Consider the following 12607-nt stretch of genomic DNA (forward strand, 5'->3'; position numbering starts at 1 on the left):
GGTATTTTAAAATCCCAAAAGCCTTTCGACCCCAATTATGTGATCGCTACCTCTTGACAGGTCAAGACAGTATCTACGATGGGCCGGTAGGGGCGGGTTATACCAACAATATTTGAGGCTGATAAACAATCTACAAAAACCCGCCCCCACCCAACCAATAACCCTCAACCAAAATTCAACGGATCGACATCAATAGTTAAACTAACAGAACGCGGCGTGCGATCGCGCAATCCGATCAAATCCGACAAATCCACCGACTCATCCAAAGGCAACTTCAGCAAAATCTGCCACCGATACCGATTTGCGACCCGCATAATCGCCGCAGGTGCAGGCCCCAACAACTCACACCCCGGTACAGACAATCGCTCAATATACTCCTGACAAACAGACGCCAATTGTACCGCCGTCACCGCGACTTCTGTCGCATCTACACTGCTCAACCGCAACAAAATCAGACGCCCCGAAGGTGGATAATTCAGCGCCGCTCTTTCTGCTAATTCTGTTTCCACAAAATCTGCATATTCGTGCCGCCTAACTGCTTGAATAACTCGATGTTCGGGAGTGTAAGTTTGAATAATTACCCGCCCCGGATCGTCGCCTCTGCCCGCACGTCCCGCGACTTGAGTTAATGTTTGAAAAGCTCGTTCGCTTGCCCGATAATCCGATAAGTTCAGCAACCCGTCAGCAGACACAACTCCCACCAAGGTGACTCCAGCTAAATCTAACCCTTTCGTCAGCATTTGCGTACCCAACAAAATGTCAGCTTCCCCATTAGCAAATTGCGTTAATAACCTGCGGTGGTCGCCCTTATTTCTAGTTGTATCGCTGTCAAATCGAATTGCCCGCAATTCGGGAAATAATCTCGTTAATTCCTGTTCTACTCGCTGAGTGCCACTACCAAAGTTTTTGAAGTAAGGAGAACTGCATTCCGGGCAGTTTTGAGGGTGTCGTTCCGTGTGGTTGCAGTAGTGACAGCGCAATATTTCTGCTGTTCCTTCGCCGACGTGGTGATAAGAAAGCGAAACATCGCAGTTCGGGCATTCCATCACATAGCCGCAACTCCGACAAGAGACAAAGGTACTGTGTCCTCTTCTGTGAATAAATAGAATACCTTGCTGTTGTCTTGCTCGCAATTGTTCGAGGGCGTTTTGCAGGGAAGCGCTGAAAATTGAGCGGTTCCCTTGCCGCAATTCTTGGCGCATATCGACTATTTCCACAGGTGGCATCGGGCGCGAATAAATGCGATCGGGCAATGATAAATAATGGATATTTGGTAACGAGTAATAATCTCTTCGCGTCCCGACAAAAGTCTCTAATGCTGGCGTTGCGGAACCTAAAATTAAGGGACAATTTTCTAATTCGGCGCGCCATTTGGCAACGGTGCGGGCGTGGTAGCAGGGGGCTGGTTGGTCTTGTTTGAAGCTGCTGTCGTGTTCTTCATCGAGGATAATTAAGCCGAGGTGAGGTAAAGGCGCAAAAATGGCCGATCGCGTGCCGATGACAATTTGCGGCGTTCCAGTCAGCATCTGACGCCATGTATCGTAACGTTCGCCGTCGGATAGGGCGCTGTGGTAGACGCAAATTTGCTCGCCAAAACGGGCGCGGAATCTGTCTGTAAGTTGCGGTGTGAGGCCGATTTCGGGAACGAGTACGAGGGCGGATTTGCCGCTGGCTAAGATGGGGGCGATCGCCTGCAAATACACTTCGGTTTTCCCGGAACCTGTAACGCCGTGCAGCAGCACTTGACGGAAGCCCGAAAAAGAGTTAATAAACGCTAAAGCTTGAGCTTGAAAATGAGTTAAAGTTTTGGGTGCATCGGGCAATTGAGAAATTCCGCGATCGCCCCTGAGAACTTCCCTTTGGTCAATTACAACGCTACCTTTTTGTTCCAAAGCTTTTACAACCGAAGAACTCGCACTGCAAATTCTCAACAAATCGTTCAGCCACATTTCACCGCCACCGCGCCGCAAAACTTCCAATACTTCTTGTTGTCGCTTGGTTAAATCTGTGACAAATGCACTAGCAATTAATGTCACTGCCGGTTTGAGTTGTGGTTTGGGAGGATTGGGGGGTTCTAAATAACTTTCTACCCAACCGCGTTTCAATAAATCTTTCAATCCCCGATAACTTCCCTTAACTTGGCGCTGGAGGTATTGCCAAGTGTAATCGCCGTTTTTTTGAGCTTGCAGCAATTGCAAAATTTGACTGGCTGCGGGATTGAGAAATGTTTCGGCATTGGGAGAAATAGCACTTTTAATTAAGCGAATTCGGCGCACGGAACGGCTTAACAAACCGGGCGGCAGGGAGGCTCTAATTACTTGAATTAAAGGTGTGCAATAATAGGTGGCAGTGCGAGCGAGTAATTCCCAGTAAGTCGGTGGGAAAAATCCCGTACTGACAACATCTTCGACATCTTTAACCCGCGCCGCATCTAAGTCTGGCGGCAGTTGAGAAATGAACCGAATTGCGATCGCGCCTACCTGTTGACTGCCAAAGGGTACACTCAAAATATCCCCTGGTTGCACGGTAAGTTCCGCAGGTAAACGATAGGTAAATAACTTATTTTCCTCCCCAGACGAGTCCCCCGCAACCCTGAAAGGAGAGTCCACCAATACCTCGATCCACTCTGCCCGCACTGTGGGGCGCTGTGGCGGTTCGCTGCTGCCGTAGGATGCCCCGGCCTCTGCCGCTATAGGGGTTGACAAACCAAAAGTGACAGTAGACATAGGGTTGCACATCAAACTAGGAGGAGCCGCGGTCAAAGGGAGTTTTCATTATCCCTCAGTTTAGCTCGATCGATCGATCTTAGCTGCGGGAATTGGCGATCGGAATCTCGATCACGAATTCAGTGCCTTCTCCCATTGCGGATATGCACTCCAACCTCCCGCCGTGTTTGTCCACAACAATTTGATAGCTAATTGACAGTCCCAAGCCCGTCCCGTGACCGACTGGTTTTGTGGTGAAAAACGGATTAAAAATTTTCCCTTTTACAGTTTCATTCATTCCCAAACCGTTATCTTTGATGCTAATTCTCGTCCAATTTTCGGAAAAAATAGAAGTAGTAATTACAATCTGGCTGGGGTGGGCTTCTATTTCCCCTATGGAAAGCTTTTGATCTCGCTCCCGCACGGCATCAACAGCATTATTAATGATGTTCATAAATACCTGGTTTAATTGCCCCGCATAACATTCAATTTTCGGCAATTGTCCATAATTTTTAACAATTTTTATAGCCGGATGACCGGGTTTTTCTTTAGTTAAGTTTTGCAGAATTAACAATGTGCTGTCAATTCCTTCGTGAATATTAACTGGTTTCTTTTCTGCTTCATCTACCCGCGCAAAGTTGCGTAAAGTCAGCACAATTTCACGGATGCGCTCGGAGCCTACTTTCATTGACGAAAGAGTTTTCAACAAATCTTCGCGCAGAAAGTTGAGGTCAATTTTGTCAATAAAAGCTTCAATCTCTGCATCTGTTTCGGGATACCGATCCTGGTACATTGCGAGCAATTTTAAAATGTCGCCAGCGTAGTCATTGACATAGGTAATATTGCCGTATATGAAGTTGACGGGATTGTTGATTTCGTGGGCGATACCAGCTACCAAAATCCCCAAAGCCGACATCTTTTCTGCTTCGATCAATTTGAGCTGCATTGTTTGCTGGTTTTCCAGAGCTTTTTCTAGTGTAGACATTCTTGCTTTTAAAATATTTTCGGAATCTCTAAATTCCTCAGTGACTATTTTTAGCAAAGATTCTTTTTTCTGATTAAGGGCTTTTAATTGGTTGCGTTCGCTTTCCGAAGTTTCGAGTTTTTTCCGCAGGCTTCGATTTTCCTTTTCCAGCTCTTTGATTCGGTTTTCCCAGTCTGTTGGTTCCATCGGCTATTATTTTGAACCTAAAAATAGTGTCTGAACAGTTTTATTAATAAATTTAATTGCACCCTTCACCTAGTTAGAATCTCGGCGACCATCGCCTCGGCAACTTTGTCCGGAAAATTTAACACTTCCTTTAGTTTGCTCGATCTAAAAATCTTATCTAAGATACATTCAAAATGTCAACATATTAATAAGAAATCTCGTTAAAACCGATCGCTACTTTTCTTCCCTGTACTCGCATTTGTGGGCTTTTCATCCGAATATTGATAAATAAGCAGGGCGATCGCAAACTTATAAAGGCGGGCCCAGCGCAAAAAAATGCCCGATTCAGACAACCTTTGTACAAAACCCGTCGGCAATGCAAAGCGAAAATATTAAATGTGAGTGCGATCGACTCCGGGGCGACGGGAAAAGTGCGATCGGCTGGGCGCGCGATCGCCCACAAGCAATCTCAAGTAACAAGCTCGTTGCTCTCTCCCAGAACGCAATCACACTATAGCATTGCTGAGAAATCTCACTTTAATGTGTCGATCGTACTCACACACCCGCACCATTTTGTGCTAATAACTACTACTTGTGACAACATCGACACAGCAGTTTATATTTGGAGAGTAATTGATGTCAGGTAGCGAAGTTCGTGCCGATTTTTGGATGAGCGAGTACATTACCCCTTGGGATATTTACGTTCACGGCGTCATCGCGGTGCTCGCTTACAAGAAAACAGCCTATCAAGAAATGTACGTAGTTCAGACCGGTACCTACGGCAAAGGCTTAGTTTTAGACGGTAAGTGGCAATCTTGTACAGGCGACGAGTTTCTGTACCACGAACCCCTGGTACACCCAGCCATGATTTGTCACGGTTCACCCAAAAAAGTCCTCGTTCTCGGTGGCGGAGAAGGAGCTACGATTAGAGAAGTTCTGCGCTGGAAAACAGTTGAAAAAGTCGTGATGATCGACATTGACGGCGAAGTAGTAGAAGCTTGCCGCGAACACCTGCCAGAAATGCACCAAAATGCCTTTGACGACCCCCGCTGCGAAGTAGTAATCGGCGATGCTTTGGACTATTTAGATAAAACTGACAATGATTGGGATATTGTCATTTCTGACTTGTCCGATCCCATTGAAGAAGGCCCATCTTTCCAGTTGTTTACCAAGGAGTATTTTGAGAAAGTTCGCAGCGTAATGTCACCTAACGGATATTTCGTAGTGCAAGCGGGCCCCGTTTCTCCGGCAGAAATGAAAATGCACGCTCGCATTGTAAATACCCTGAAATCTGTTTTTTCCAATGTTCAATCCTGCACCAGCTTTATTTCTACTTATGGAGCTCCTTGGGGTTTTGCCGTAGCTTCTAATCAAGAAATAAATACGCGACCCTATCCCGAAGCTACTGACACATTACTCGCCGAGAAAACAACTGGCGGGTTGCGGATGTTCGACGGAATTACACTGTTGGGGTTGATGCAAGTTCCCGGTCACTTACGACAGGTAATCGCGGCTGAAACCGAAGTTTACACTATGGCAGCACCGCCTAAATTTTTCGGGAAAGGTTCTGTCAGTCAGTGAAGTTAAATTGAAAGAGAAAACTCGTTTGGAGTAACTGAGATGAACAATTTAATTCGCATAGTCGCTGCAATTTTTCTTCCCCCTCTGGGCGTATTTTTGACTGTCGGCATCGGTATGGATTTTTGGATCAACCTGGTTCTCACGTTTTTGGGCTTTATTCCCGGTATCATTCACGCTGTTTGGGTGATTGCTAAGCACGATCGAGCTTAACTTGAGGGCAAATCCAGTTTTTGGATAATAAACAGGCAAGAGAAAATAAACTTTCTTTTGCCTGTTTTCACGAATTAATCTGGATTAAATCTGCATTCATCCGCGTTCCTCTGCGGTTAAAAATAAAAAAATCTAATTCTTATGACAATTAGATTGCACCTCAATTTCTTCACAAACCAATTCAGCAATTTTTTTCGCCGCCCCCGATTCTCCTCGAACCGCACGCAAACGATCGCCCATTTGTGCTAATTTATCAGGATGGCTCAAATAGTCGATCGCCAATTGAGCAACAGCATCGGGTTCCAACTTCCCAATTAACTCCGGCACAATCTCTTCCTGTGCCCAAATATTCGGCCAAGCATAAAGCTTTCCCTTTCCCAATTGCCAGATTAGCCAATTAATCGCAGTCGCAAAAGCTGAACCGACTAACGGCAAATTTGCCAGCAATCCCGGCAATCCGTCCCAAGCTTTCATCGCATCCAATTGCTGCGTCGGAATCAAAACAATCATCGGTACGGCTAACGAACCCAATTCCGCAGTATTCGCTCCCACAGTAGTTAAACACAGGCTGCATTCTGATAGCAAATCGTAGGCGGGCGTCTGCGTCCAAAGTTCTACTTGCAAGTTATTTGCTGTCTGCAAAAACGGCCGTTCTGTTAACTGAAGTTCTGCGCTAGCGTTCTCAAATAAATGCAGGCAAGGATTTTGTTCAGGGTCGGCAAAACCTGCTAGAGTTTGCACATCTATGGTAGGAGCAACGGGAATTACAAAGCGAGTTTCAGGGCGGATGCGGTGGATGGATTGGGCGATCGACAAACATAACGGTACACCTAAAGCTAATTTAGCCGCTTTAGAACCGGGCAACAATCCAATTAATTCTATTTTCCGTAGGGGCGGTGCCCCCGTACTCGCCCTGCCCGATTTCCCGTTCGCTACTTCGGAAATCAAATCTCCGACAACTGTAAATTTCTTAGCATATTTTTCGGGAATTTTAGCAAAAACTTCGGGTTTCATCGCCGCAAATTTATCAATCCAGCGATACCACCGCGCGTCCCATTCAGCATAAATAACAGTGCGATATTTGAGCCTTTTGCCAATAACAACCGTAAAAAATTGATCGCCGCCTAAAAATAAAACAACTCCTGTTTCGTGCCAATCCCAATTTTCAGCAGTTTTGCCAGATAATAGGAATGGAAAAAAATGCTCCGGCGCCTGCACTCTGTCCACTTCTGGGTAGGAACAGGCTATTTCTGCTTCTTTCCCGGTGGCGTGCGGACAGGGGGACAGCACCACAGAGATGCGCGCTTGAGTGCCCGCGTTTCCCAATTGCTCGCGCAAAGCTTGCACGGCGGGGCGCACCCAAGTTGCCAATTCTCCGGGGCCGTTGGAGAGGATTAAAATATCTACTGCCATAGGATTTAAGATTTGAAAGGATGCAACGGAGATTTTATGACAGATTTAATTAATGCCGTCAAGACGGGTGATGTTGCGGCTGTAGAAAGTGCGATCGAACAGCGTGCAGATATCAATGCCAAAGATGAGGAAGGTGCGACTGCTTTGACGACGGCGGCTGAGGCTGGCAATTCGGCGATCGTCAACAAATTGCTGGGGGCTGGTGCGGATGTCAACAGTCACGATAATGACGGGTGGACGCCGTTAATGAGTGCGGCTGCGGCCGGACATATCGAGATTGTACAGCTTTTGCTGGAGGCGGGAGCGGATGTGAATGCTAAAACTAATTTTGGTTTGACGGCTTTGATGAGTGCAGCAGGTAGCGGGCGCACTCAAGTTGTGGAATTTTTAATCGATAAAGGAGCTGATATCAAAGCTAAGGATAATAATACTTGGACTGCGTTAATTTGGGCGTCTTCGGAGGGTCACAAAGATACTGTTGAGGTTTTGAAGCTAGCGCGCGATCGCCATTAAAGACTTAGAAGCCGGGTTTATTCGAGAAACCCGGTTTCTGGAGCGTACAATTAATTATCCCACCGAAAGCAGCAATCAGGCAAATCCCGAATAGCTGCGATATTTCTATCCAAGTAAAAGTGTCCCAAAAGAAGATTGTGGTAATAAATTCAACTTGAGATTTCCGCCACCTTCAATAACTGCGATCGTGTCACCGCGGCTGGTTTGGCTAACTCCATTTTGATCGAAGGGCAAGCCGTTCGTTTGGAGTGCTAAATCTCGATTATTGTTGGTGGGAACCAGAATGTAGCTATCTAAGGAAGAGTCACTGATTTCGATTCTATCCTGACCTTGGGTAAAGTTCCGAATTGTAGCAAAACCCGGCCCAATGTAGAAAGTTTTAAATCCACGAAAAAACGCTCTACTGCCTATTAAAGGTTCCCCGAACACGAATGTATCGCGACCCGTACCGCCAATCAGAGTATCGAATTCGTTGCTGCCGTCACTTTCAGTCCCTACGGTGCTGTTAAGGGAGCCTACTTCAACTCCCTTTAATTCGACATCCCCTACCCCTACACCAGTGAGGATATCATTGCCCCGGCTTCCGACAAAAGTAGCGGAGCGCCTCTGCTCAAATTGCCCAAATTTGAAATAATGTTCTCGACCAGTTTTCAAGGCTCCTGAGTTGACAAACGGTGCGATGTCGGGGTTGTCGATTAAGTATTTCGGTTCCCAAAAAGAAGTCGCAAATCTGCCCTCTTTATTTCCGAATTTGATGAAGTGCTGGTAGCCATTTTTGAAAGTTCCGTTCTGAACAAGTGGTAGCAGTTCTGGGTTATTTGCTAAATAAAAATCTTCGTTGTAGTCAGGCGATACGCGAGTGCGGCCTTCTTCGTAGCCAAACTGAATAAATTGGTCTAAACCAGACGCAAAAGGCGCGTTTTGATTATTGGCGGTGCGAACAAAGGGAGCAAGATCTAGATTTTGAGCTAGATAGGTTTCTTCGTCAAAGTAACGCGATACTTTGGTGAGACCGCGGGCTTGACCGAACTTTTCAAAGTGTTCTCTGCCGGATTTTATAATTCCTGAATCAATGGCTGGTTTCACCCAAGGATATTGCGCCAGATAGTATTGTTCGTCAAAAATGTCATAATTTGTCATAATTATTTCTCCCAGCTTAGTCTGCTTACTTGTCGGTTAAACTTGATCCACTATTACTAATTCTACTAACTCAGTATGTCAAGTTACAGCACTTGTTAGGTAAATGAAGCACAAAAAATTGGTTGTTGTAGGGGCGGTACCAACAGTGCGCGCCCTTCTGGGTTTTGGAGGTTTACTTGAGCAACATGGAACCTGCTGTAATTATTGTCAAGCCTGTTTTATGATTTTTATGGCAAACAAAACAGTGCGATCGCCCTTTTTGCGAATGTGCGATCGTACTCCCCAGCAGACAAAGGTGAACCGATACCAGCGTCAAGATTTCTATCCAAGGAAAGATGTAAAAGTACCTGATTTTGGTAATAAATTTAAACTGAGATTTCCGCCGCCTTCAATAACAGCGATCGTGTCAAACGGAGGGGTTATGGTAACTCCATTTTCAACCAAGGAATAACCCCTGGTTTGGATAGCTAAATCTCGATTATTGTTGATCGGAAACATCAATATGTTTTCTAAGGGCGGACTTATCTGGATGGTATCCTGACCTTGAGTAAAGTTCCGAATTGTAGCAAAACCCGGCCCGACGTAGAACTGGTAGGGTGCGAACGGGTCCCCCAACTTGGAGTTTCGGAGAACATCGGCAAGTACGAATGTATCGCGACTACTACCGCCAATAAGAGTATCGAATTCATTGCTGCCGTTACTTTCATACCATGGGATGTTGTTTCCAGGTAATAAACCTAATTTAACTCCTATTAATTCGACATACGCCACCCCGGAACCACTGAGGATGTCATTGCCGGAAGTTCCGAAAACAGTCGCACTGGTTGCGAATTGAATGAAATGCTGGTAGCCACTTTTAAAAGTTCCATTCTGAATAAACGGCAGCAAATCTCGCCGACTTTCTAGATACAACGCTTCGTCATAATCAGGTGATACTTGACTGCGACCCTGTTCGTAACCGTATTGGATAAAGTGGTCTAGTCCTGTAGAAAAAGGCGCATTTGGGTTGTTGGGGGTGCGGATAAAAAGTTTGAGGTCTGGATTTCCTTCCACGTAAGTATCTTCGTCAAAATACCGCGATATTTTTGTGAGGCCGCCGGCTTGACCGAACTTTTCAAAGTGTTCTCTGCCGGATTTTATAATTCCTGCATCAATGGCTGGTTTGACCCAAGGATATTGCGCCAGGTAGTATTGTTCATCAAAAATGTCATAATTTGTCATAAGTTTTGCTCCAAGCTGAGTCTGCTTACTTGTCGGTTAAACTTGATCCACTATTACTAATTCTACTAACTCAGTATGTCAAGTTACAGCACTTTTTAGGTAAATGAAACACAAAAAATTGGTTGTTGTAGGGGCGGTACCAACAGTGCGCGCCCTTCTGGGTTTTCGAGGTGTACTTGAGCAAGATTGAACCTGCTGTAATTATTGTCAAGCCTGTTTTATGATTTTTATGGCAAACACAAAAGTACGATCGCCATTTTTGCGAATGTGCGATCGCACTCCCCAGCAGACAAAGGTGAATCCCTACCAGCGTCAAGATTTCTATCCAATGAAAGATGTAAAAGTACCTGATTCTGGTAATAAATTTAAACTGAGATTTCCGCCGCCTTCAATAACAGCGATCGTGTCACCGCCGTTGGTTTGGATTTCTAAATTTCGATTGTTGGTGGGAACCAGAATGTAGCGATCTAAGAAAGACCCTCCGAGTTGAATACGATCCTGACCTTTGGTAAAGTTCTGAATTGTAGCAAAACCGGGCCCATGGTAGAACTCTTCAACTCCAAGAAAAAGCTTGCCGAACAAAGCCTCGCCCAACACGAATGTATCGCGACCAGTACCGCCAATCAGAGTATCGAATTCGTTGCTGCCGTCACTTTCAGGCAGTGGGGTGCCGTTAAGATTTTCTCCAACTTCAACTCCAATTAATTCGACATTCCCCACACCAACGCCTGTGAGGATATCATTGCCGGGGCTTCCGACAAAAGTAGCGGAGCGCCTCTGCTCAAATTGCCCAAATTTGAAATAATGTTCTCGACCAGTTTTCAAGGCTCCTGAGTTGACCAACGGCGCGATGTCGGGGTTGTCGATTAAGTATTCCGGTTCCCTAAAAGAGGTCGCAAATCTGCCCTCTTTATTTCCGAATTTGATGAAGTGCTGGTAGCCATTTTTGAAAGTTCCGTTCTCAACAAGTGGTAGCAGTTCTCGGTTATTTGCTAAATAAAACTCTTCGTTGTACTCAGGCGATACGCGGGTGCGCCCTTCTTCGTAGCCAAACTGAATAAATTGGTCTAAACCAGACGCAAAAGGCGCGTTTGGATTGTTTGGGGTGCGAACCAAGGGAGCAATATCTGGATTTTGAGCTAGATAAGCTTCTTCGTCAAAGTAACGCGATACTTTGGTCAGGCCGTCGGCTTGACCGAACTTTTCAAAGTGTTCTCTGCCGGATTTTATAATTCCTGCATCAATGGCTGGTTTGACCCAAGGATATTGCGCCCGGTAGTATTGTTCGTCAAAAATGTCATAATTAGTCATAAGTTTTGCTCCAAGCTTAGTCTGCTTACTTGTCGGTTAAACTTGACCCACTATTACTAATTCTACTAACTCAGTATGTGAAGTTAATTATTGTTAAGCCTGTTTTATTATTTTATGGCAAACACAACAGTACGATCGCCATTTTTGCGAATGTGCGATCGTACTCCCCAGCAGCAATCAGGCAAATCCCCAATAGCTGCGAGATTTCTACCCAAGTAAAAGTATGGAAAAAGAAGATCCTGGTAATTGATTCAACTTGAGATTTCCGCCACCTTCAATAACAGCTATCCTGTCAAAGCTACTAAGTTCGGAAGATCCATTTGGACGCAAGACTGACAAGCCGTTCGTCTCGATAGCTAAATCTCGATTGTTGTTGATAGGAAATACCAAGAATTTATCTAAGGGATCTCCGTCAGAATTACCTGATGCTAGCTGGATGCTATCCTGACCTTGGGTAAAATTCCGAATAGTAGCAAAACCCGGCCCGATATAGAGCCTTGTTGGGGAACTGAATCCCTTACCACCACTGCCTGGTAAAAGGTCACCGAGCATGAATTTATCGCGGCCGCTACCGCCAGTGAGAATATCGAATTCATTACTACCATCACTTTCATAATTTCGACCGGGGATGGAAAAGCCATCACTGTTTGTAACATAACCTACTTCAACTCCAATTAATTCGGTATTTCCCACCCCAGCACCGGTAATGATGTCATTCCCGGAAGTTCCGATAAAAGTCGCAGAGCGGTTTGGATCGGAAGTTCCGAACTTGAAGTAGTGTTCGCGACCGGTTTTCAAGGCTCCAGAGTTGACAAGCGGCAAGATGTCGGGGTTTTTTTGTAAGTATTCTGTTTCAAAAAATGAAGTCCCAAACTGACCGTCTTTGATGCCAAATTCAATGAAATGCTGGTAGCCATTTTTAAAAGTTCCATTCTGAATAAACGGCTGCAACTGTCGGTTATTTGCTACATAAAACGCTTCGTCATACTCAGCAGATACGCGAGTGCGACCTTCTTCGTAACCGTATTGGATAAAGTGGTCTAGTCCGGTCACAAAAGGTGCATTTGGGTTGTTGGGAGTGCGGACTAAGGCAGCGATGTCTGGGTTGCCAGCGAGGTAAGTAGCTTCGTCAAAATACCGCGATACTTTGGTTAAGCCGCCGGCTTGACCGAACTTTTCAAAGTGTTCTCTTCCAGATTTGATAACTCCTGCATCAATGGCGGGTTTGACCCAAGGATATTGAACAAGGTAGTATTTTTCGTCAAAAATTGCGTAACTAGCCATGTTTTCCTACTGCGGCTTTAATGATTTTGATATTTAGAAACCCGGTTTCTGAAGCGTACAATTAATTAATAAAGTTGTC

Annotated in this window: 11 protein-coding genes; 4 read left to right on the top strand and 7 right to left on the bottom strand. The window is 45.4% G+C overall.

Annotation, left to right across the window (positions count from 1 at the left end; translation table 11 throughout):
* Positions 1-164: 164 nt before the first annotated feature.
* The gene (gene priA / locus QUA71_RS19715; protein WP_333287547.1) at positions 165-2726 is read right to left on the bottom strand and encodes a primosomal protein N'; all 2562 of its coding nucleotides are present in this window, start codon (positions 2724-2726) and stop codon (positions 165-167) included.
* A 79-nt stretch (positions 2727-2805) separates the two neighbouring features.
* A complete protein-coding gene (locus QUA71_RS19720; RefSeq protein WP_333287549.1) occupies positions 2806-3876 on the bottom strand; it encodes an ATP-binding protein in 1071 nt (356 codons plus the stop codon).
* Between the two features lie 335 nt (positions 3877-4211).
* Between QUA71_RS19720 and QUA71_RS19725 the strand changes: the two genes are divergently transcribed.
* Genes QUA71_RS19725 through QUA71_RS19735 form a run of 3 tightly spaced genes read left to right on the top strand, consistent with a single transcriptional unit; the run spans position 4212 to position 5646 of the window.
* A complete protein-coding gene (locus QUA71_RS19725) occupies positions 4212-4502 on the top strand; it encodes a hypothetical protein (protein WP_333287550.1) in 291 nt (96 codons plus the stop codon).
* Positions 4492-5436 carry a fused MFS/spermidine synthase gene (locus QUA71_RS19730; RefSeq protein WP_333287552.1) on the top strand — a complete coding sequence of 315 codons (945 nt, stop codon included), beginning with the start codon at positions 4492-4494 and terminating at the stop codon, positions 5434-5436. The genes QUA71_RS19725 and QUA71_RS19730 overlap by 11 nt, the downstream gene beginning before the upstream one ends.
* Positions 5437-5475: 39 nt before the next feature.
* Complete coding sequence (locus QUA71_RS19735; RefSeq protein ID WP_190662028.1) at positions 5476-5646, top strand: YqaE/Pmp3 family membrane protein; 171 nt, start codon at positions 5476-5478, stop codon at positions 5644-5646.
* 132 nt (positions 5647-5778) lie between these two features.
* Here the strand turns inward: QUA71_RS19735 and QUA71_RS19740 are convergent, their stop codons facing one another.
* The gene (locus QUA71_RS19740) at positions 5779-7059 is read right to left on the bottom strand and encodes a lipid-A-disaccharide synthase (protein WP_333287555.1); all 1281 of its coding nucleotides are present in this window, start codon (positions 7057-7059) and stop codon (positions 5779-5781) included.
* Positions 7060-7095: 36 nt separating this feature from the next.
* Between QUA71_RS19740 and QUA71_RS19745 the strand changes: the two genes are divergently transcribed.
* On the top strand, positions 7096-7572 hold the full coding sequence (locus QUA71_RS19745; RefSeq protein ID WP_333287557.1) for an ankyrin repeat domain-containing protein: 477 nt from the start codon (positions 7096-7098) through the stop codon (positions 7570-7572).
* A 105-nt stretch (positions 7573-7677) separates the two neighbouring features.
* Here the strand turns inward: QUA71_RS19745 and QUA71_RS19750 are convergent, their stop codons facing one another.
* From QUA71_RS19750 to QUA71_RS19765, 4 genes are all read right to left on the bottom strand, one after another.
* Entirely contained in the window at positions 7678-8712 is a 1035-nt protein-coding gene (locus QUA71_RS19750; protein WP_333287559.1) for a calcium-binding protein, read from the bottom strand.
* Between the two features lie 321 nt (positions 8713-9033).
* Positions 9034-9933: a calcium-binding protein gene (locus tag QUA71_RS19755; RefSeq protein WP_333287561.1), complete on the bottom strand. Its 900-nt coding sequence runs from the start codon at positions 9931-9933 to the stop codon at positions 9034-9036.
* Between the two features lie 321 nt (positions 9934-10254).
* Positions 10255-11244, bottom strand: a complete 990-nt coding sequence (locus tag QUA71_RS19760) for a calcium-binding protein (protein ID WP_333287563.1) — start codon at positions 11242-11244, stop codon at positions 10255-10257.
* A gap of 207 nt (positions 11245-11451) precedes the next feature.
* Positions 11452-12528 (bottom strand): calcium-binding protein, encoded by a 1077-nt coding sequence (locus QUA71_RS19765; protein ID WP_333287565.1) that lies wholly within the window; start codon positions 12526-12528, stop codon positions 11452-11454.
* Between the last annotated feature and the right edge of the window lie 79 nt (positions 12529-12607).

It is taken from the genome of Microcoleus sp. MON1_C5 (assembly GCF_036701875.1).
GTDB lineage: Bacteria > Cyanobacteriota > Cyanobacteriia > Cyanobacteriales > Microcoleaceae > Microcoleus.